This is a genomic window from Lentzea sp. NPDC006480, from assembly GCF_040611995.1.
Lineage (GTDB): Bacteria > Actinomycetota > Actinomycetes > Mycobacteriales > Pseudonocardiaceae > Lentzea.
Map to the genome: position 1 here is coordinate 1 of NZ_JBEXPJ010000058.1, position 20,861 is coordinate 20,861.

General features: G+C 68.0%; 16 protein-coding genes. 4 read left to right on the forward strand and 12 right to left on the reverse strand.

Annotated features, from left to right (window positions below; all coding sequences use genetic code 11):
- The 7 genes from ABZX92_RS22895 to ABZX92_RS22925 form a co-directional block, all read right to left on the reverse strand.
- Positions 1 to 284: hypothetical protein (locus tag ABZX92_RS22895; RefSeq protein WP_355562753.1), on the reverse strand; the 284-nt coding region annotated here is incomplete at its 3' end.
- A gap of 257 nt (positions 285 to 541) precedes the next feature.
- Positions 542 to 2,677, reverse strand: coding sequence for a transglutaminaseTgpA domain-containing protein (locus tag ABZX92_RS22900; protein ID WP_355562755.1), 2,136 nt, complete (start codon positions 2,675 to 2,677; stop codon positions 542 to 544).
- Positions 2,674 to 3,819: a DUF58 domain-containing protein gene (locus ABZX92_RS22905; RefSeq protein WP_355562758.1), complete on the reverse strand. Its 1,146-nt coding sequence runs from the start codon at positions 3,817 to 3,819 to the stop codon at positions 2,674 to 2,676. Before ABZX92_RS22905 ends, ABZX92_RS22900 begins: the two co-directional genes overlap by 4 nt.
- Positions 3,820 to 3,830: 11 nt before the next feature.
- Positions 3,831 to 4,784, reverse strand: coding sequence for a MoxR family ATPase (locus tag ABZX92_RS22910; protein WP_355562761.1), 954 nt, complete (start codon positions 4,782 to 4,784; stop codon positions 3,831 to 3,833).
- 30 nt (positions 4,785 to 4,814) lie between these two features.
- Complete coding sequence (locus tag ABZX92_RS22915; RefSeq protein WP_355562764.1) at positions 4,815 to 7,514, reverse strand: NosD domain-containing protein; 2,700 nt, start codon at positions 7,512 to 7,514, stop codon at positions 4,815 to 4,817.
- A 200-nt stretch (positions 7,515 to 7,714) separates the two neighbouring features.
- A complete protein-coding gene (locus tag ABZX92_RS22920) occupies positions 7,715 to 8,809 on the reverse strand; it encodes a hypothetical protein (RefSeq protein WP_355562767.1) in 1,095 nt (364 codons plus the stop codon).
- Positions 8,810 to 8,929: 120 nt separating this feature from the next.
- The gene (locus ABZX92_RS22925; RefSeq protein ID WP_355562769.1) at positions 8,930 to 9,703 is read right to left on the reverse strand and encodes a tetratricopeptide repeat protein; all 774 of its coding nucleotides are present in this window, start codon (positions 9,701 to 9,703) and stop codon (positions 8,930 to 8,932) included.
- Between the two features lie 12 nt (positions 9,704 to 9,715).
- Between ABZX92_RS22925 and ABZX92_RS22930 the strand changes: the two genes are divergently transcribed.
- Positions 9,716 to 11,446: an AMP-binding protein gene (locus ABZX92_RS22930; protein ID WP_355562772.1), complete on the forward strand. Its 1,731-nt coding sequence runs from the start codon at positions 9,716 to 9,718 to the stop codon at positions 11,444 to 11,446.
- Positions 11,447 to 11,463: 17 nt separating this feature from the next.
- Here the strand turns inward: ABZX92_RS22930 and ABZX92_RS22935 are convergent, their stop codons facing one another.
- Positions 11,464 to 12,339: an alpha/beta hydrolase gene (locus ABZX92_RS22935; protein ID WP_355562774.1), complete on the reverse strand. Its 876-nt coding sequence runs from the start codon at positions 12,337 to 12,339 to the stop codon at positions 11,464 to 11,466.
- 106 nt (positions 12,340 to 12,445) lie between these two features.
- On the opposite strand from ABZX92_RS22935, the gene ABZX92_RS22940 reads away from it, so the two are divergent.
- Entirely contained in the window at positions 12,446 to 13,792 is a 1,347-nt protein-coding gene (locus ABZX92_RS22940) for a hypothetical protein (protein WP_355562776.1), read from the forward strand.
- Here the strand turns inward: ABZX92_RS22940 and ABZX92_RS22945 are convergent.
- From ABZX92_RS22945 to ABZX92_RS22960, 4 genes are read right to left on the reverse strand one after another with little or no spacing between them, the layout of a single operon-like run.
- Entirely contained in the window at positions 13,789 to 15,168 is a 1,380-nt protein-coding gene (locus tag ABZX92_RS22945; RefSeq protein WP_355562779.1) for a hypothetical protein, read from the reverse strand. The two genes, ABZX92_RS22940 and ABZX92_RS22945, sit on opposite strands and share 4 nt — an antisense overlap.
- A gap of 9 nt (positions 15,169 to 15,177) precedes the next feature.
- Positions 15,178 to 16,485: a CHAT domain-containing protein gene (locus ABZX92_RS22950; RefSeq protein ID WP_355562782.1), complete on the reverse strand. Its 1,308-nt coding sequence runs from the start codon at positions 16,483 to 16,485 to the stop codon at positions 15,178 to 15,180.
- On the reverse strand, positions 16,482 to 17,759 hold the full coding sequence (locus ABZX92_RS22955) for a hypothetical protein (protein WP_355562785.1): 1,278 nt from the start codon (positions 17,757 to 17,759) through the stop codon (positions 16,482 to 16,484). Before ABZX92_RS22955 ends, ABZX92_RS22950 begins: the two co-directional genes overlap by 4 nt.
- A gap of 3 nt (positions 17,760 to 17,762) precedes the next feature.
- The gene (locus ABZX92_RS22960) at positions 17,763 to 19,031 is read right to left on the reverse strand and encodes a hypothetical protein (protein ID WP_355562787.1); all 1,269 of its coding nucleotides are present in this window, start codon (positions 19,029 to 19,031) and stop codon (positions 17,763 to 17,765) included.
- Positions 19,032 to 20,031: 1,000 nt separating this feature from the next.
- On the opposite strand from ABZX92_RS22960, the gene ABZX92_RS22965 reads away from it, so the two are divergent.
- Both ABZX92_RS22965 and ABZX92_RS22970 read left to right on the forward strand, forming a co-directional pair.
- Positions 20,032 to 20,199 (forward strand): hypothetical protein, encoded by a 168-nt coding sequence (locus ABZX92_RS22965; protein WP_355562789.1) that lies wholly within the window; start codon positions 20,032 to 20,034, stop codon positions 20,197 to 20,199.
- 63 nt (positions 20,200 to 20,262) lie between these two features.
- Complete coding sequence (locus ABZX92_RS22970) at positions 20,263 to 20,853, forward strand: TetR family transcriptional regulator (RefSeq protein ID WP_355562792.1); 591 nt, start codon at positions 20,263 to 20,265, stop codon at positions 20,851 to 20,853.
- The last annotated feature ends 8 nt before the right edge of the window (positions 20,854 to 20,861 follow it).

Sequence of the window (20,861 nt, forward strand, 5' to 3'; positions counted from 1 at the left end):
GTTCTACGACCAGCGCGTCGCCCCCGAGGTCGTCTCCGCCCGGCACTTCGACTCCCCGATGCGGGCAACTCCATCGGGGCGCCGAACGTGCTGATGTCGTCCGGGTGCACGGCCTGCACGACGCGGTTCCCGTGTTCGACCACGAACAAGGCCGACGAGGTCGGGTGCACGTTGAAGGCCTTCTGGCTGTCCGCCAACGGTTTCACCGACCGCTTGGCCAAGGTGCCACCGTCGATCCCGATGACGTAGCCGCTGTCGCTGTCGATCGCGTAACCGGTCCTCATGGACTGCGCACTCCCTAAGTGCCCGTCGGGATGGGAGACCCGAACGGTCGCGGACACGCGCGCAGACACACCGTCCACCAGCGTGAGCGCTCCGATGGCCCGTGAAGTCAACCAGGCCGATCCGGCGAGCATGTGCGGCCGGATCGGCGGGACCACGTGGTGCAGACCGGCCAGCAATAGCAGCCCGGCCGCGGCAGCCCCCGCGGCCGTGGCCGTTGTTCGCCTGGAGGCTCGCCTGGGGAGGCGGAATCGGATGGTCACGTTCGTTGCCGCCTCTTCTCGGCGCGCCTCACATAGAGCGGGACCGGGTCGAACCAGGCCCGCAGCCGCCATAGCCGCCGCCAGCCTGGGTAGAGGTCGCGGCGCAGTGACCGCTCCAGCAGCCAGGCCTGTCCGGGTTCGCAGTCACCGAGGAACTCCGGACCGAAGATCGCCGTGGTGGTGGTCTCGGCCAGCGCTACGACGCTGATGGCGGGTTCACCGAGCGTCTCGACGGCGTTCCCGGCCACCTGCCGAGGTGTCCGTGACAGCACGAAGGGCAGCTTGCGCTCCACGAGCCGGTCGACGGCCTCCTCCCATGCACCGGTGACGAGAGCCGGCCCGGTGCGCGCTCGTCGTCGCACCCACCGGCGACGGAGCTTCTCCGCGGGTATCACCAGGACGGACAGCAGCACGACGGCGGCGAGCACGACCAGCACCAGCCAGAAGCGGTCATCGGACGGAAGCGGCGGAGGCGGAGGCGTCGGCGGAGCGGTCGTGGTCGGGACCGCCTGGTTGTGCCCACTTTCGGGGTTCGGGCTGGGTGTGGGCACCACCACCGGCTGGTCGGGTGTGCTGCGCTGCAAGCGATCGGGGTCGGTTGGGTCGTACGCGACCCAACCGTGGCCCTCGAAGTGGATCTCGGCCCAGGCGTGTGCGTCCCGGGTCGTGACCTCCGGACGCACCCGGTAGCCGACCGCGATCCGGGTCGGGAAGCCCAGAGACCGCGCCATCACCGCGAATGCGGCGACGTGCTGTTCGGCGTCACCCTCGTCGTCGTGGGTCTGGGGCGCGGTGAGGAGCTTGTTGATCGCGGCGTAGGAATGTCCCGGTGGGGCCTCGACGTTGTAAGGCAGCCCGCGGAGATGGCTCTCCAAAGCGGCCAGTTTGCCGACTGGGCTCGGTTCCGAGTCCGTGAGGGCGTGCGCGAGCGATGCGACCGGTGCGGGCAGCCCCGGTGGCAGGTCCGTGTAGGCGTGGTCCGCCTCGGTCGTGCTCGGCCGGGCATCCCGGCTCAGGTCGCGGGCGGACTGGAACTCGCCGACGACGTCGTAGGAGGTTCCTCGCGGCAGAGGTTCCTCGACGATCAACGACCCCGAAGCGGGGCTGAAGCCCGTCGAACCGACCGATCTGGCGAAACGCGTCTCCACCGGCCAACCAGCTACGGGCAGGAACGTGTTCGGCAGACTGTCGACGGTGATCGTCGCCCGCACGGTCCGCGACGGGCCGAGCGACCTGTCGCGCCCCAGCCGCTCCCCCGCGACGAGGAAGTCCTCCCGCGAGGTCCACAACGCACCGTCGAACCGGTCCAGGGCGGCCACCCGGAGGCCGATCAGCCCATCCGCGTCGGTGACGCGTGCGCTGAACAGACGCCGGCGCGGCTCTTCCAGCAGCTGGGCTTTGACCGTCGACAGCGGCGTGATCACCTCGGGGTTCTTCAGCGGCACCGAGTAGAGCGGCCTCGGGTCGGCTCTCCCGGCACCGTCCGCGAGCACACCCGTGACGCCGATCGCGATGCCCACCGAGGTGGCCGACAGCACCAGCGCGACAGTTGCGTAGACGCCTCGTGCGCGGGTGGTCTTGGTGGACCGTAACAAGAGCAGCGTGATCAACAGCCCGCCCAGACCGGCTGTCTCGTACCAGTGCACCTGCTGTCGGCTGGCGACCATGAGCAGACCGAGCACGAACGACAGCATCGGCGGGAGGAGCGGCGCGAGCACAGACTTCGTGCACAGCACCATTATCACGGCGCTGAAGGTCGCGATCCACGTGACGAACAGCAGGCCGACCAGGATCTCGTCGTCGACCGGTGACGGCAGCCCGACCGAGAGCATCCTCGCCCACCCGCCGACGACACCCCAGCCGAGCTCCGAGACGGTCCTGGTGGTCGGGCGCCAGCCGTCGAAGGTCGGGCGGAGAGCAGCGGGCACCGCCGTGACCACGAACCCGAGACAGGCCGCGCCGAGGCGGAGTGCGAGCGACCTCTTGTGCACCAGGCAAGCCGCGCCAGCCGCCACGAGGACTGTTGCTCCCGCAGCGGGAACGAACGCCGTCGTGTCGAAGAAGCTGAGGTACAACAGATCCGACATCGCCACGGCCAGCACGCACACGACCACCTGAACCATTCGCGTCATTGCGGCCGTCCGTTCCACTGCTCGACGAACTCGGCGCTGCTGGGCGCGACGAACGAGATCACGTTGGCGGACGGCGCGCTGATCGACGCGGCGTGATCGTCGTGGAGCTGGATCACGGCCGTGGTCCGGGTCTCAACAGCGGTACCCGTGAGCGCCGCCAGCTCGTCGGCATCGAGCCGCCCGGTCACCACGACCACACCGGCGACCGGGTCTTCGCGGGCGAGCGCCTGTTTCCACGAGACGTCATGCCTGCCGCGGCCGACACCGGCGAGGAAGTCGAGCGCGTCCATCTCAGTCGCGCCGAGCGTGCCGTGCGAATCGGGCGGGATCTGGCCGTCGGTCGTCGTCAGCCAGAGCGACGCTCCAGACCGGACGGCCGCGACGCAGAACGACGCCGCGACGCGAACCGCTTCCTCGAAGCTCACCTCCATGTAGCGGCCGGCGAGAGTGTCGAGGACCACGAGGTAACCCGACTCGTCGGGCATGGTGTTGTGCCGCACCATCAACTGGCCCATCCGCGCCGTCGAGGGCCAGTGGATCAGCCGCCGGTCGTCGCCGGGCACGTATTCGCGCAGGCTGTAAAAGGCGACGCCGTCCCGTTGCGCCGACGTCGCCTCGCCGTCGATGTCGCGCAGCCCGCCGGCTCCGAACAGGGCGAGACCCTGGTGCCGCGGGTGCACGAAGTACCGCTCGGCCGGACCGATGTGCTGGACGCGCCGCACCAGCCGGGCCGGGTCCAGCCGGTCGATCGAAGGCGGCGGCAGCACGTAGACGCCGCGTGACTGGGTCGCTATCTCGTACTCGTAGCGAAGGTACCCGTGCGCCACGAGCCGCCCCAGGTGGAACCGCTGCGGCCGGTCCGCGACCAGCTCGGTCAGCTCGAACTCCGGGCTGGTGCGACCGCTCTCGTTCCACACCTCGAGCTCGCACGTGATCGGCTCGCCCTCCGGCACCCGGCTCGGGGTGATCGACCGCTGCGCCCGGATCCGCGGCCGGGTCAGGACCCGAGCCCAGGCGAACGCGACCAGCGCCGTCGCGGACAGGCCGAGCGCGACGAGCTCCGGGTAGTCGGCGACGATGCCGGGGACGAGGAGGGTCACCGCCGCGATGAGGACGATCCAGCCTGTTCGAGTCGGCTTCATGCGCATCCCGCCTATGCCCGGCGGGGAACGGTGACGGACTCGAGGAACGACTCGACGAGACCGGCTGCGGACTGACCGTCCATTTTGGCTTCCTGCTTCACCAGAATCCGGTGCGCCAGCACGGGAACCGCCACCCGGTGGACGTCGTCCGGCGTCGCGTACTGACGCCCGTTCGACGCGGCGACCACCTGTGCGGCCACGGCAAGAGCGATGACACCGCGCGGGCTGATACCGAGACGCACGCTCTTGTGGCCGCGGGAAACCTCGGCGATGTCGACGAGGTAGCTCGTGAGAGCCGGGGACGCCTGGACCCGCCGGGCGACGCCCATCAGCTCGGCCAGTTCGGCGACGTCCATCACCTCACCAACTGCGCTGGGCTGAGTGCCGGCAACGCCCTGGGCCACGACCTCCATCTCCGCGGCGTGGTCGGGATACCCGACGGCGAGCCTCATCAGGAAGCGGTCGAGCTGGGCCTCGGGCAACATGTACGTGCCCTGGTGCTCGATCGGGTTCTGGGTCGCGACGCAGAAGAACGGCTTGTGCGCGGGGTGCGTCGTCAGGCCGACCGTCACCTCGTTCTCGGCCATGATCTGCAGCAGCGCGGACTGCGTCTTCGGCGACGCGCGGTTGATCTCGTCGCCCAGCAGGACGTTCGTGAAGGCCGGGCCTGGCCTGAACTCGAACTTCCCTTCGCGCTGGTTGTACATGTCCACGCCGGTCACGTCGGACGGCAGGAGATCGGGGGTGAACTGGATCCGGCGGAACGTGCCGCGGATCGACTCGGCGATCGCCTTGGCCAGCGAGGTCTTGGCCACGCCCGGGACGTCCTCGATGAGCAGATGTCCTCCGGCGAACAGGCACGTCAGCGCCAGCTGGACCACGTCGGGTTTGCCGCGGATGAACCGCTCGACGTTGTCCTGCAAGTCCTGGAAGCGGTCGCGAAACCTCGGCATCGGGTTCGACATCGGGAACTCCCCGCGTTGTGACGATGGTGGCTATGAACAAGTGACGCCGCGGCAGCCGGAAGGATTACCGGACGAGGTGTTCCCGCCGCCGTCCGTCACCGTGCCGGGAATGGCCTCGATGCCGAAGTCGGCGTTCCCTCTCGTGATGTTTCCGGTTATCTCGACCGGGCTGCCGGGCGGGGAGTTGATGTGAATCCCGTCGTTGATGCTGTTACCGGCGCTGTCGATTCGCCCGCCGGACCGCTTGCCGTTCGACTCCAGCGTGTTGCCCTCGATCCGCGCGAAGGCGCCGGTGCCCACCACCGACGATTCGAGCGAGATTCCGGCGACCGCATTATCCGTGAACGTGTTCCCGGAAATGGTCATCCCGTCGTCGAACCCGGTGAGCCTGGCGGAGGCGTCCACGCCTATCTGATTTCCCGTGAAAGTGTTCTCAGTTATCCGCACGCCGGTCGTCGACTCGGGCTGGTTAAAAGATATGGCTCGATCACCGTTGCTGAAGCGGTTCTTGGTCACGGTGACGTTACGGCAGGCGTTGAGGATCAACATGGTGCTGGCTTCGAGCGTGTTTCCGGTCATCATCAGCGCATCCGCTTCGCGCATGAAGATCTGAGCCCGGATGAACTTGCTGCCTGTCAGCGATCCGTTGTTCGCGTTGGTGTGATACGAGAGGTTGGAGTCGATGAAGGTCGATCCCGAGACGACCGGAGTGCTCCTGCCGTCGAGGCCGAGGCTGGAGTTTCTGAACTCGGTGTCGGTCACGGTCAGGTTGGACGAGGTCCTGATCAGAATCCCCGCGCGAACCAGTCGGCAGTTCGTGACTTTGATGGTGTCGGTGAGATCGTTCGTGTACACGCCGTCCCCGGCACTGTCAGCGATCGTCAGGGCGATCAACTCGACATCGATCACGTGCAGGAGTTGCAGACCTTTGTTGAAATGTTCGATCGTGCCGTTCCGCACGGTGATGTTGAGCTGGTCGCGAACGTCGATGCCGACGTCCGTGTCCGAGCCGGCGATGGTGTGGCCGTTGAGATTGATGACGATGTCGTTGCCTTTGACGATGAGTCCCGGCCCGGTGCAGTGCAGATCGACGTTGAGCTTGACGTCCGCGGTGACGATGTCGCCACACCGCACGGCAGGCGATGGCGTGACCACGACGAGCGCCCGGTTCTGCGTGTCCTGAAAGCCACCGGTGGTGACCGTCAGCCCTACGTCGTACTTCGCCGCGGACCCGAAGACGTGCTTGAAGGTCGCGGTCGACGCGGTGCTCTCGACCTCCCCGCCGGGGCGGCGGACCGTCCACCCCCACGAGTCGGGAGCCGCGCCGGCCACCTCCGCGGTGAACGTGACCTCCTGCCCCACCTCCGGGGCCTCGGGCGAAGTGGTGATCTTGACGATGCGCGGCGGGCCGGCCGTGGGCTGCCCGACGGGGGCGGGCTCGGAACCGGAGATGCCCCCTGGGCCGGTGCCGCGGCTGACGCTCTCCCTGTTGGTGGCTGGGCTCGGTGACGGGGTCGGGCTGATCGTGGTCCGGCTGGTGTTCGTGACCGTCGCGCTGGTGGTCGGCGACGCGGTCGGCGGCTTCGTCGGGTCGTACTTGTTGATGCGCCTGATGCGCCCCGCGACGTCGATCACGCCGGCTTTCTCACTGCGCGGATCGTTGAAGTACACGATGTCGTCGTGCACGGACAATTCGAAACGTCTGTCGTCGTCGAAGAGGCGCGCGGTGTCGATGACCGTGCTGTTCGACAGATCGACGACGTGGACCGTTCCACTGGTGTGGTCTGGCACGAAAGCGTGATCGAGCGACTCGACCGGAGGTCCTGAATCGGCGTCCGGCTTGCCGAGAACGACGCGCGCGGTGCAGGAATCGGCGGTGAGCGGGCAAATCGCCATCGTGCCACTGGCCCGTTGCACGACGAGCAGTCGCAGGTCGTCGGGCGATCCGCTGACAAGATCGCGATCGCCGATCTGGACGGGGTTTGATCTCACCACCTCGCCGGACACCGGACTCAACACCGTCGCGCTCTGATGTGTCCGGTCAACGAGCACCGGATGCGCACCGGAGAAAGCGAGTTCGATCTTCGCGTCAGCCGGGTAGGTGTTCTGGTGAACCGCGCGGTTCGGCGTCCCGGACGAGATGTCGTACGAGATGAGCGTGCCGGATCCGTCCGCAGCCCAAAGCATGTTGTCGCCACCCGCCAAAGCCGCGACCGGCGCCGGCAGGCTCATCGGTGACCCGATTCTCGTGCTGCTGTCGAGGCTCACCGCTTGGACAAGACCCCGTTCCCGGCTCGCCACGAGCAACCCGCCCGAGGTGAGGTGCACCGCCAACTTCCCGACGCCGTCCGCCATCGGCCTGATCGACGACTTCGCCAGCGTTCCCCCGTCGATTCCGACGATGTACCCGGAAGCCGCGTCGACCGCATATCCGCTGTGCGCGGACTGCACTGCGATGAAGTCACCTGCGGGGCCGGAAACCTCGACGTTCGTGGCAACCCGCGCGGAAACGCCGTCCACGAGCGTCAACATCCCGATCGCCGTCGAAGGCAGCCACGCGGTTCCCGGCAGCATTCGCGGCCGGATCGGCGGAATGACGTGGGTCAATCCGACGATCACCAGTCCGGCGACCAGAACACCGACCGTCAACGCGGCCGTGAGACGTCGGCGAGCGACCTTCGGCCAAATCCTCCTGACCCAGCCCATCGAGACCAGCCGCGAGACGCGCATGACTCATACCCGCAGATCTCTGCGCATGGTCGAGAATCCTCCGGCCTACCGTCATGGTGGCGTTCTAATCAGCCGGTTTATCGCCCTGCCGGACGCCGCGTTACAACTTTCTGGCGGACGGGACGGCACGTTGTTTCGACCACGGCGATTCCATTCAAGATGGCATGAATCAGGCTGGCCGTCGCTTTCGAAGACGGTGGTCATGCGAGGGCTTCCGCGATACGCCTGCCGATCCGGGCGTGGAAATTCGGCTGCTTCAGATACGCCGTGTGCGCCCACGTGGCGCGCGACGGGTAACCGTAGTCATCGGCGCCCGCGAAGATCGGAGCGACGCGGAACGACAGCGGGTCGGCCAGATCCACGACGTTGACCCACTTGCCGATTCCGGGCGGCAGCGGAACTTTCCCGGCCTCCGGGTCGGTGGAACTCTCCCGGAACAGGCTCAGCTCCTCGAACAACCCGACCTGCGAGCCCACCGTCACGAACACGTCCACGCGCAGGTCTGGACGGTAGTGACTGAGCAAGTCGTAGACGATGTTCCCGCCCATGCTGTGCGCGAGCACGATCCGCGGTGCCGCGGCCTCCTCGATCGCCTTGCCCACCAACGAGATCACCTCGCCGGGCTCGTCGCGGGTGCCGCGCAACGCCGTGTACTGCAGCACGTCAGCGAGGAGCAGCGCGGTGTTCGCACTCACCAAGCGCCGGCCGGCACCGACGACCAGAGGCGTGGGGTTGAACCGGCGGGCGGCGGAGACGAGCAGGTCGCGAATCGGACTGCCGGCGCCGAGCGTCTCCCCCTCGGGCGGCCAGACCTCCGCGACCAGGCGGTCCACGAACTCGATGTCGGTGCGCACCTCGTTCAGCCACGGATACCGCACGTTCTCCGGCACATGAGGGTAGAGACTCTCGCGCAGCCCGATGTAGCGCACGAAGTCTTGGGCCTGCGCCAACAGGTTCTCCTGCCGGTACTGTGCATCGATCATCGTGTACAGGGCGTCGAGCGCGTCGGACACCGACTGCCGCGCGATGATCAGCAGCGACGGTGCCTGCTCCACCAGGGCGTCGCGCTCGTCAGCGTCCGGCCCGAGCCGCTCGGTGCCCTTGTGCGGCAAGGACGCCAGGCCCCAGCGCGGCGGCCGGGTCAGACCACCCCAGCACGGCATGACGACTGGCGCCCCGGTGAGCCCGGCGGCGGGCAACAGCACGGTGCGGAACAACACTTCCCGGCGGTGCGCAGCTTCGTCATAGCTGCGGCCGGGGCGGTTTCCGATGCCGTGGACGTACACCAGTGCCATGTCAGCTCCCGTCACCCGTCACACGACGCTGGAACAGCCGTTCGCCTGCTTGATCCAACTCATCACCACCTCGCCGGCCGGACGACTGCCGAGGCTTGTCGCACGGCACGACATCCGCTGTTACAGCGCGGTCACTCCACGCCCTCCAGCAACGCCCGAACTCGTGGTGCCCGACGGTCGCGCAGACCTTCGAAAATCGCCAAGGCGGAAGCCCACGCTTCCCGTGGATCCTCGCCCAGGTCGCGCACCCTCTCGCCCAGCCCTTCCAACGTGCAGGCTTCGTTCCAGTGATCGCCGGCAGCGCGCTGGACGGCCAGCGCTTGTTCGAGGCTGCGGCGGGACGAGGCGAGATCCCCGAGCACGCGCTGCACCACCCCCCTCGTTGCGCAGCGCGGAGCCGACACCGCGCACGTCGCCGAGTTCCTCGAAGAGCTCGCGACACCGCCGGAACGCGTCCAGTGCGTCCCGGTCACGCCTCAGGTCGCGGTAGACCAGACCGAGGTTGCTCAGTGTCCACGCTTCGCCGCCGCGGTCGCCGGTCACGCGCCAAGCCGCGAGCGCACGTTCCGAGAACCGCACGGACTTGTCGTAGCTGCGCATGTCGCGGTAGGCGTCGCCGAGCCGGGTGAGCGACGAGCTGACTCCCCACAAGTCGCCGACGTGTTCGAAGGCGGCGTGCGCCTGGTCGAACAACGCCACCGCGGCGGTGAAGGCGCCCTGGTCGCGCCGGGCGGTGCCGAGGTCGAGCAGCATCAGTGCGGTGCCGAGCTGGTCGTGGCATCGACGGGCGCTCGCTAGGCCCTCCGCCAACATCTCCTCCCACACGCCGAACGACTTGCGCAGGTCGAAGTACGCCCACAGCACTCCCACGAGCCGCCAAGTGAGGTCGGGCATACCGAGAAGGACGTGATCATCCGCGGCGGCTACAACATCTATCCCCGAGAAGTCGAAGAAGTGCTGCTACGGCACCCGGCCGTCGCGCAGGTCGCGGTGATCGGCCTGCCGGATGCCCAGCTCGGCGAGGAGGTCTGCGCGGTCGTGGTGCCGGCAGCCGGGAGCCCGGGCGACGACAAGCTCGCCGTGGAGCTCCTCGCCCACGGACGCGACGAGCTCGCGAGCCACAAGTACCCGAGGCGGATCGACTTCACCGATGAGCTCCCCCTCAGGACGAGCGGCAAGGTGCTCAAGCGGGGACTGGCCGCCCGGCTGCGCGCGGCGTCGCACGACCACTACGTCTGCCGGATGCTGGCCGGACTGGCGGCCGCGCCCGGCCGGATCTGCCTGTGGCGCAAGGACGACCAGCTCACCGCGCGGCAGTTCCGCGAGACGGTGCTCACGGCGGCGGACGTTCTGCGCCGGCAGTTCGCCGGAGACCCGGCGCCGGTCGTCGCGGTGCTGACCGTCACGAACAGCCCGGCGACGATCATCCTGCGCTACGCGGCCAACCTCGCTGGTGCCACCGTGGTCCACCTGCACTCCACGAACGCGGTCGACCCCACCGACCAGCTGGCCGCCGACGCCCGGCGGGAGATCCTCGGCCGAACCGGAGCCACCCTGCTCGCGGTCGACGAGGAGAACGCCGACGCCGGCCGCGAACTGTGCGGCAAGTTGCCCGAGCCACCACGGCTCGCCGCACTCGGCCTGCTCGGCCCCGACGTCCTGGACCTCTCCTCGGGAGACCCGGACGCCTTCGACCTCGACACCGTCCAGGTCGACCCGGACCAGCCCGCCGTCGTGATCTGCACCAGCGGCACCAGCGGCAGGCCGAAAGCCGTCGCGATGCCCTACCGCGTGCGCGCCCTGCACCTGGAGGCCGGTCGCCGGGGGGAGTTCAAGTCGCCGGAACCCCTCGTGTATCTCGCGACGCTGCCGGTGTGCAACTCCAGCGGCGCCGTCGTCGACCTCGCCCTCGCCTCGGGCGACCTGTCGAGCATCACCAACATCACCTACGTTGGCTCCCCCGCTGCCCCGGCCCGGCTGGCCGAGGCGCTGAACGTGTTCGGCCCGGTGCTGACCCAGATCTACGGCACCACCGAGGCCAGCCCGATCAGCGTCCTCGGCCCGGCCGACCACCTCGACCCGCAGTTGCTCGCCACAGCCGGCCGCCCCACCGCCGAAGTGCGCATCCGCTCTCTGGACAGCGACGAGGACGCGCAGCCGGGCGGGATCGGCGAGGTGTGCGTGCGAAGCCCCTCGATCATGCTCGGCTACTGGGGCGAACCGGAGCTGACCGCGGCCACCGCGCGCGACGGCTGGTTGCACACCGGCGACCTCAGCTCACTCGACGCGAACGGCGTGCTGCGGTTGCACGGCCGGATGGGCGAGGTGGTGAAGACCAACGGCATCAAGATCCATCCGAGGGACGTCGAGCACATCCTGCTGATCCACCCGGAGGTCGCCCAGGCCGCGGTGTACTGCGTGGTCGACGACGACCACGTCGAGCACCTGCACGCCGCCGTCGTGATGCGGCCGGACAGCACCGCCGATGCCGGAGCACTCATCCGTCAAGTGGCCGCCGAGCTGTCTGCGAAGCACGTACCGGCTTCGGTGGTGTTCCACGACGTGCTCCCCCTCACCGGTATGGGCAAACTCGACAAGCAGTTGCTGGCAGCACTGCACAATCTTGAGACGTGTTGATCACCGCTGGCAGGCGCTCAAATTTGACCGGCCTCGACCAGTTCGGCCAGCATCATGTCGAGCGCACCGATCGCGAGCGACAGGTGGCCTTCGCCGGTGAGGAGGTGTGCCGTCGCACCCGGCACGTTGCGGGCCAGCCATTCACCGTGTGTGTACGGAACGAACAAGTCTTCGGTGCCGTGCCAGATGAAGGTGGGGACTGTGACGTCGGACACGGCGAAACCCCACAGGCGGACGAAGGCGAGGTCGTCGTCGACCCAGCCGTCGACACCGGGACGCAGTCCCTCAGCGAAGCCGGCGGCCAGATCTGCGGCGTACTCGCCGCTGATGACCGCGCGGTCGACGTCGGGGAGCAGCGTGCGCCACCCTCGCATGATCGCGGCACTGTCGTTGGCGCCAAGGCTTTTGGCGTGGTCTTGCAGCGCCGGACGAAGGTCGTCCTCACCGCGCAGGGCAAGGCCGAACAACTCGGTGTTCAACTCGCCCATACCTGCGACGAAGTCCAGATCGGCCATGCCGCAGGGCGCGAAGCCGGCAATCACGAGTGCGCCTGCCACTCGCTCGGGCAGCAGCGCTGCGGTGGCCAGGCAATGCGGACCGCCGCCGGACCGGCCCGCGACGAGACAGCGCGCGGCGCCGATGTGGTCGAGGATCGCGACGACGTCCGGCACCACATCGGCGATCGAGCGGCCCGGCAGTCTGCTGGACTGACCGTATCCGGCACGCGAGTACCGCACCAGGCGAAGACCGTGCTGGTGAACCGCCTGCTGGAAACCGGTGAACCGGAGCACGGAGCCAGGAGTGCCGTGATGAAAGATCAACGGCATGCCCGACTCCGGTCCAGTGACCTCGATGTGGAGGTTCCGGCCGTCCTGCAGCGCTATGAGGCTCACCTACGCATTGTCCAGCCGAAACTCCCCAACGGGCAGCGGGTGGCGCACGCTCGGCCGGTCGGCTGGCAGTTCCACCGGGAACGGTGTCAACACGACACTCGTATTCGTGCGCGATCACATCGGCAAACCGGCGGGTGCGAAAAAACAGGTTGCGAGGGCGCAACAGCAGGCCCCGCCACTGGCCTGGGTGGAGCGCCTGCAGCGTCAGGTGGGCAACGCGAGTACCACCCTCGCGGTACAGCGGGCGATCGCACGGATGGACGAGGCTGCCTCCCGGTCGCTGACCGATATCTCGCCTGCCGATGCCACGAGACTGGTCGCGGAGCTCGGTGGTTCGCCGACGTCGTTGGCCCAGTTCGGGCCGCGCAGATGTTTGCTGCACCTCATGCAGGAGGTGGCGGCCGGAACGCAGACGGTCACCCGAGAGCAGCTCGACCGGCGCAGTGACCGGTACGCGCCGCTGGTCGTCGTGCGGCCTGACGGGTACTGGGCCAACGCGTTGACGGGGCAGGCGTTGCAGCGCGCCTTTTCGGCCGAACGTGCCGCGAGTCCGCCGTATGAGATCGGCCGGTTCTACTACTCACGCGGCGGCGTCATGTACCGGACGGACGATTCGCTGCAGGCCAGTGGCCAGCCGATCGCCGAGCTCGGACTGGAGCACGACGTGGCCGGAGCGGCGCTCGACGGCGTGGAGGACGCCGCTGTCGCGATGGCACGCGGACTCGTCCAGTTGATCACTCATCCGGTCCGCACCATCGCGGGGCTCGCGAACCTGCCTGCCGCCGTCGCCCAGCTGATCACCCAGAGCCCAGAGTACTGGGAGATGTTCCGGGCGATGCCGCTCAACGACCAGGTGCGCAGCGTCTCCGAGCTGGTCTCGACCCTGGTCCTGATGTACGGCACGGCGGCCGGCTCGGCGACCGCCATCGCCGCGGCCGCAGGTGACGCCGGTGAGGTCGCCATCAACGTGCTTCGCTTGCAGAGCAACGGATCACTCGCCGTCGCGCAGGTCACCGTGCCGGTGGGCACCGTCGCCACGGCCATGTCCGGCGGGCCGGGCGCGATCTACGTGCTGGCGATGGCCAACTCCGCGGCCGGAGGAAGCGGAGGCGGAGGCGGAGGCGGAGGAAACCCGCCCGAGTTCATCGAGGCCGTCAGGGCGCTCGACAAGGGCGACGCCGCGGCGCGGGTCACCGACGTTCAACGGGCGGCGCTCGAATGGAACGCCCGTCAGATCGCTTCCACGACAGGGGTTCCGCTGACCAGCGGACGCATCGCGTGGCGCTCGTTGTGGAACCAGCTGTCCAGGCCGCGATGGCGTTTCCTGGACCAGGTACCGGAGGCCGCACGAACTCTGCGGGACATGGTCAACGGCCTGCCGGACGGTCCGTACGCCGCGGCGGACCCGACGAAGGCGCAACTGGCCGCGAAACTCGCGACCTGGCTACCCTAGCCGTGCTCACCGACGTCCGTGGACGGCAGCGCCACGCCAGGGTCTCCCAGGATCACCAGTGATCGCCGATCCAGGAAACTGAGCCTTGCGCGCAGTGCGTCGTCCGGCTCAGCCCGTCCCCCAAGCACGTCGAGGCGCAGGTCGTGGTGGCTGGCAGCGTCTGCCCCGGCACGGCCGTGGAACTTCTCGAACGCCCAGCCGACGGGCTTCCCGAGCATCAGCTCGTCGTAGAGCGCGGCGATGAGGTCACTGGTCGTGGCGTGCCTGGAGGGCCCGTGCCGGATCGTCCAGTCGAACGTGGGCTCGACGTGACCGATGAACGCCCGCAGCGGTTTCGAAGCGCCCAGCAACGCCGTCGGAAACGACGCGACGACGTCACCGAGGCCTGCCAGGTCGGTCACCATCGTGTCCAGGTCCGAGCCCTGCTCGAACACACCCTCGAACGACGTGCGCGCGCTTGTTCCCGCGCCACAGCACGCATGGGCGTACCAGATCGCCCCGTCGGGTTGCCAGCTCCCGAGCACGCCGGAGGGATCGACCTCGCACTCGTCCGCGTCGACGAGCCAGCCGAGCCGTTCCCGGTCGGGCGCCCCAACCGGTCCGGTGGATCCGTGGCTGGTCGTCACGACCATGCCCGTGCCGTCGGTCAGAGCGCTGGTGAGCGCCCCTCCATTCGCGGCGTCGCCGTTCACGTAGGTCACGTCGATGTCGGCATCGGCCGAGTACTTCTGGTTCACCTCGTCGGCGATCACCCGGCGCATCAGGTGGCTCATGTCCCCTGGCGCGTGATCGGTCGCCCACACCACCGTCTTCGCCCTCGCCGGCACGAGCCGATCCGGGCTCCAGTCGGTCAGCAACGCGGTGACGTAGCGATCGAGCGCCTCGCCGATCAGGGGCAGGCGGCCGACGTACAGGCGGGGATCCAGGTTGAGCGAGTACTGGAGCCGCCAGGGCAGCTTCTCCAGCTCTCCCCACAACATGAGGAACGACGGAATCGCTCCTTCCACGACGCCGCGTGGTGTCCCGCCGATCGGAATCGGCTCAGGTTCCGCGTAACCCTGGTAGTACCGCAGCAGACGATCCTGCCGACCGGGATCCCAGCGCAGGACAGGTGCTTCCCGCTCCGCCACCAGTCGTCGCAGGGGTTCGGGCGCGTCCTTGCCGGCGGCCTTGTCCGACGACGACACCGCGTCGGTGTCGGGCAGCACCAGACCCCAGCCGACCGCCGCGTGCCGCCAGTCCCAGGGCTCGGGTGGGTGCGGAGCGAGCGCGACAACTCGCTGTTCGACGGCACCCACACCCCAACGGTGGGCTCCGAGGCCGAACACGCCTGTCGCCGGCGCACCCCGCCAGCCGTTGCTGAGCACCGTCGTCACCGTCGACTCCTATCGGTAGAGGTGCGATAGAGCCAACGCGCGCAGGCTGTCGGCGCTCTCCTGTGGAATGTTCCTGCTGGCCAGCAAGCTCTCGAACACGCTGAGAGTGATGATCTCCTCCTTCGCTCTGGCATCGCTGATGTCCGTGGTCGGGGCACCACGCAGCTCGAGCCGGGGAGTCGACAGGTACAGCACCGGCATCGTCCATTCCTTCTGCCTGCCCGCGACGTCCGCCGGGGTCCCGTGCATCGCGCTCAGCCGCCGGCGCGGTTCGTGCAGCACGGCAGCCCAGTCCAATGTGGATACTTGCCGTCCGCGTGGCGAGATCCGCGCGAGCTCGGCGAGTGCGACGCGGTACAGGTCGGCGCAGAACTGATCGGCGACCGTCTTGTCGATCATCCGGCGCATGCCGATCACGGCGGGCATCCCCGCGCGAGCGAGTCCCGAAGCGAGCGAGACGGCCTGATGGCCAGGGGTCGCCCCTTCACAGCAGTTCAGCATGACGAGCCAGGGAGCCGGCGAGGGCCCGTTCGACAGCCCTTCGAACGCCGTGACCCCGACCTCGAGCACACCGAGGTCGTTCAACTGGGACACCATCAGTCGCGGCCCGTCCGCGGTGCCGTGGCAGAAGACGTGCAGCAGATGCGGCTGGATCTCCTTCAACCGCACCATCAGCCCGTCCGTGGTGCCCGGCACCGGCTCCGCCGTCCAGCCCGGCTTCGCGGCGGTCGTCATCTCCGCGATGATCCCCGAGCAGTTCGTCAGGACTGTCACCTCGACGCGGAGGCCAGGTGCGGCGTCGCAGGCCTGCCGCAACCCGGTCAGCTGCTTCCTCGGGTCTGCGCCTTCGGCAGCGAGCACAGCGGCGATCCGCACCGTGCGTTCCATCGTGAAAGGTCCTGCGGGCTTCACGGCGTCGGCCGGGATGCGGGCGATCGGCCATCGTGCGTCCAGACCGATGAACGCGCTGACGTGATCGTCCCAGATCGCCTCGAACGGCACCGTTTCCACCGCCGGCTCCGCGCCGAGCTGGAAGTACAGCGGACGTACCGCCTGCCCGTTGGTGGCGAACGTGTCGATCAGGGCTTTTGTGAGCGCAGGCGCCGCAGCGAACTTCGCGCGCAGGAGCTGTCCTGCCGCCAGTACGGCTTGGGGCTCGCTTGCCTCACGCGGCCCCCACGGCACCTGGTCGATCGCGTCGAACACGCTCCGCTCGTCATGGGGGCAATGCCACGAGTCGAGCGCGGCCGAGCCCTGCAGACTGATGAAGACCTGAACCGGGTTGCCCATCTCCTTGAACTCGACGATGACGTTCATGACGGGCCGCCCTCGTTGCGGTTGTCCCGCATGATGTCGTCCACGCGCGACTTCGCCAGTTCAAGACCTGCACGGACGGAGTCGACCTGCGCGACGTCCGAGCGGAACGACAGGTGGGTCTCCCACTGCGCGATCTGGCGCTGTGCGCCGACCATCCAGCCGGGCACGTCCTCGCCCTTGTTCACCAGGTCGGCCAGCTCGGTGCGCACTGGTTCGTAGTTCGCGCGGCGGGTGGGAACCCCGAACCGGCCGGGGTGCATGGTCAGCGCGAGCCCAGTCGTGCTGGGCGGAGGTTGTTGGGGATGGTTGAGCAGCAGTTGGTAGATCTCGCTCAGGCCAGCGTTCGGCGACCGGAGCCGTGCCACGTCGTGCAGTCCGGTGGCCGCGGCGCGCAACGAGGCCACTCTCGTCGCGAGCAGGCGCAATCCGGCGACCGAGTAGTTGTGCGGCACCGCCGTGAACACCACTCCCCACGCGCCGATCGATGTCAGCAGCGCGGCCAGCTGCTGGGGCCACACGAAACTCGCCGTCTTGCGGTCGAAGTCGCGGGTGGGCGACTCGGCACACGCGAACGCCCCTTGGCAGTTCGCCGACAGGTAGCCGTGGCCGATGAGGTGCAGGACGTCCACGCTGGTGTCGCCGAGCGACTCGGCGATCCATTCGGACCAGGGCACCTGCTCGTCCGGGCCCTTCCGCTTCGGACGGTGCACCACCACGTGGGAGCCGAAGTCATGCCGCAGCAGGTGTTCCACGAGTCTGGCTTCGGAGAAGACATGCACGTCAGGCAGCTCACCCGAGTCCGATGTCTCCCGGATCGCCTTCAACGTCCCCTCGACCAGACCGATGGCGTCGAAGGCCGCCTTGACGACCGGCATCGTCACCCACAGCGCGACGCTCGGTGATCGGGGCGACGGGGTCGGGGCTCCCAGTATTCCCGGCATCCGCAGCACGGGCACCCTGAGCGAGGACAACGCGCGCTCCCAGTCGACGGCGGGTAGGAGCGGATGCTCGGTGGAGATGTCGAGCCAGAGCGGCTCCTTGCGCGTGCGGAGGTCGCGGATCGCCGGAGTGGAGTCCAGGAACTCCCACGAGCGCTCGACCTCGTGCAGCAGTTTGTCGAGCCGGCCGCGGGCGAGCGCGGTGGTCGGCATGTCCTTGCTCGCCGACCGTCCGCCAGGACCGCTGAGCTCGCAGGTGACGAAGTCCGAACCGCGTCTCGTCTGCTGACAACCGATGCGCAACCCAGTGAGTCCGTATGTCTGGATGGGTTCCACGGCTCACCCCGCACTGACGATGTTGTAGAGGGCCCAGCACGTCGCGTCCTTCACCACGTCGCCGTGGCCGGTGATGATCTTGTGACTTTCCAGCGCCAGCACCTCGGTGTCGGTGAGTTCATACGAACCGTCGCGAGGCAAGCGAATCGTCTCGTTGCGGACGTCGTCCGACGACGCCGGACCCCAGCCACCCATCGCGGCGAACCTGCTCGGCGGTGTCACCAGCCCGGCCGCGCCGATGTCTTGTTCTCCCATGTCACTGCGGCGCCGCACGGCAAGCTGGAACAACTTGCGCAACGGGGTGTCCTTCTTGGTCCAGGTCACCACGATCGTCAACTCGCTGCGCGCCTTGGCTGCCTGGTAGCCACCAGAGCGATCCAGCCCACGCATCTTGTCGGCAAACGCGAGATAGGACAGCGCCGGCTGCATGAGGAGCATCGACCGCACGCTTCTCGGCAACTCGCCCGCGCACACCGCTGACAGCAACACCTTGCAGCCGTACGAATGACCGATCAGGTGAACGCGCGCGGTCCGCGGTGACGTTCCCAGGATCCGCGCGAGCACCGGGGCGACTCCCTTCGCCCCCACCACCCCGGCTCGGTCCTTCATCAGCAGAACGGTGGCCAGGCGGACGACGTTGCGCGGGTCGAGCATCGAGCCGATGCGTCCCGCCGCGATCGGCTGTGCGTTCGGCACAGGCTCCGCCGGACCTTGCGGACCGCTCACCACCAGCTCCGCGTCGGCCGTTTCGTCCTCGATGGCACGCCACAACTCGATGGTGCTGTCCACGTCGCACGAACCGGGAAGCCCGAGCTCGTCGTCATCCTGGTGGTAAAGCGGGTGCAGCAACTCCGCCAGCCGACGAACCTCGTCCTCGTTCAGCTGATTCCGGCCGGCGAGCGCTTTCAACTCGTCTCGATCTGCGTCGTGCACGACGGCCTCGGCGAGTTCGCGTGCTTCGGTCTCATCGCGTTGGCCCGCCAGCAGCGGGGCGGGGTGCGACGACAGCGCGATGCTCGGCCAGCTGATTCCCACCAGCAAGGGCTTGATGCCCGCGCGTGGCTGACCGTGGGTACGCACCAGATCGCCGTAGGTCGTCATGAACCGTCGATAGAGCCGGGTCGCGTCAGCGAAGTCGTTGTTCCAGCCGTGGCAGAACAGGAAGATGTCGGTGACACTTCTGACGCCTTCAGTCGCCAGGTCCTCGAAGGTCTGTTCAGCCTGCAGCTGACCGTGCTTGTCGAACGGCAACATGTAAACGGGAATTTGCATCTCGCCGTTGACGATGGGATCAAATCTTCCGATCGGCCGTTCTTCCGTCATGACATCGCTCCGCCCCGTTCAACGGCACCCGGTACATGTGCCGGTAGAGCAGTTCAGAATCACACAGCCGGGAGTTACACCAACAGAGCACTTCGACCTTGGACAAACTTCAGCCATATGCGGAGCTTATCGCTGAGCGCCCAGTCGACCAGCAATCCGAAGGCGAACACAACGGCGAGACCGTGGTATAGACCGATCCCAGCGAACGGGGTGGCGAGGCGGGAACGCACTGGCGGCCCCGACAACTCGATCAGCACATCCCCCGTTCGGGGCATGACCCTCTCAGCTCCTCGGTTGGACTGTTTCCAAGCGGTACCAAGAGTTCCCGAAGTGTGCTCGGGTGAGCACCATGACGAGAGGATCCCGTGTCCGAACAGCTTGACCAGCCATCCGTGCTCGACCTGAGCGAAACCGCCGCTCGATTCCGGGAGTGGATGCACGAGAACCTCAGACACGCCGCCGCCTACTTCGGAGTCACCCTTGCCGGGCCGACCCGCCTCGGTTGGATGGACCGATCAATGCGCCCGTACACAAAGCCGGCGAGCAGTTCTGGCTTCGAGTGGTGTCCGAGAACAAGCGGCGGGCGGGCGGCGACTTCTGGAGCGGGAACCTCGACACCAAATGTGTTCACCACGCTGTCCAAGCCGCGGGTTATCGGCGTCTACGGGTGGAGCGGGAGGAGTGACGGCTGCAGCGCGCGGAGTTGATGACCTTAGTTCCAGGCTCACCGTGTTCTTCCACCGCCGTTCTGCGCGCCAGGTCGACCTTTCCGACCAGTGGTGGAAAGAACTCCGCAGCACGATCGAGGCGGCCGGCGGCCTGCACTGGGCGAACCTGATGGGACCGGACTTCGGCCTGCTGGACTGGAAACTGCGGGGCCGCGGCCGGCTGGGACAGACGCGGCAGCGCTGCTGTGCCACATCGTTCTCGTGCCAGAGAGAGCAGAAGAGTGCGCGGCACCTTCGCCCACGTGCTCAACACCGACGCCGGGCAGCTCCCACTGCTCTACGCCTCCGCCCGGCTGCCGCGCCGAATCGACAAGGGCCACCCAGGCCTCACCATTGCGCTCAGGAAGCTGGTCGAGGCGTCCTGTACTCATACTCGCTTGACGGAGTGAGCACTCACTCCGCACTATGGGCGCATGACACCAGCATCCGAAACCCGGCGAAGAGCGCCGAGCATGAGCGCCGAAGACCGGCGCGCCATGATCGTGCACGCCGTGCTGCCGCTCCTGATCGAGCACGGCGCGAACGTCACGAGCAGCCAGATCGCCCGCGCCGCCGGCATCGGCGAGGGCACCATCTTCCGCGCGTTCAAGGACAAGGACGAGCTGTTCGACGCCTGCACGGCCGAGGCGCTGCGGCCCGACCACGTGCTCGACGCGATCGCCGAGATCCCCGTCGACCAGCCGTTGGCGGACCGGCTCGTCGAAGCCGCCGAAGCCCTCGGCGCGCACCTTGAGCGGATGGGCGCGCTGATGGGCGCGCTGCACGCGTCGGGCCGCGTCAAGCACCGCGACCCCGAACAGCGCCTCAAGGACCAGAAGAGCACGTGGAAGGGCGGACGCCGCGAGTCGATGGCCGCCATCCGCGCGGCCATGGTCGAGCTGTTCACACCCGAGAAGGACCGGCTGCGGCTGCCGCCCGAGCAGCTCGCCGCCCTGTTCCTGACCTTGCTGTTCGGCGGCCGCCGGTTGGCGTCCGACGTCGACGCGCCCACCACGCGCCAGGTGGTCGACTTCTTCCTGCACGGCGCCGTGGAGGCTGAGTGATCCCGGGC

Coding starts and splice junctions, on each gene's coding strand:
- ABZX92_RS22900 (WP_355562755.1), bottom strand. CDS start 2,677: ATGACGCGAATGGTTCAGGTGGTCGTGTGCGTGCTGGCCGTGGCGATG.
- ABZX92_RS22925 (WP_355562769.1), bottom strand. CDS start 9,703: ATGCCCGACCTCACTTGGCGGCTCGTGGGAGTGCTGTGGGCGTACTTC.
- ABZX92_RS22915 (WP_355562764.1), bottom strand. CDS start 7,514: ATGCGCGTCTCGCGGCTGGTCTCGATGGGCTGGGTCAGGAGGATTTGG.
- ABZX92_RS22960 (WP_355562787.1), bottom strand. CDS start 19,031: ATGCAAATTCCCGTTTACATGTTGCCGTTCGACAAGCACGGTCAGCTG.
- ABZX92_RS22910 (WP_355562761.1), bottom strand. CDS start 4,784: ATGTCGAACCCGATGCCGAGGTTTCGCGACCGCTTCCAGGACTTGCAG.
- ABZX92_RS22905 (WP_355562758.1), bottom strand. CDS start 3,819: ATGAAGCCGACTCGAACAGGCTGGATCGTCCTCATCGCGGCGGTGACC.
- ABZX92_RS22920 (WP_355562767.1), bottom strand. CDS start 8,809: ATGGCACTGGTGTACGTCCACGGCATCGGAAACCGCCCCGGCCGCAGC.
- ABZX92_RS22950 (WP_355562782.1), bottom strand. CDS start 16,485: ATGAACGTCATCGTCGAGTTCAAGGAGATGGGCAACCCGGTTCAGGTC.
- ABZX92_RS22970 (WP_355562792.1), top strand. CDS start 20,263: ATGAGCGCCGAAGACCGGCGCGCCATGATCGTGCACGCCGTGCTGCCG.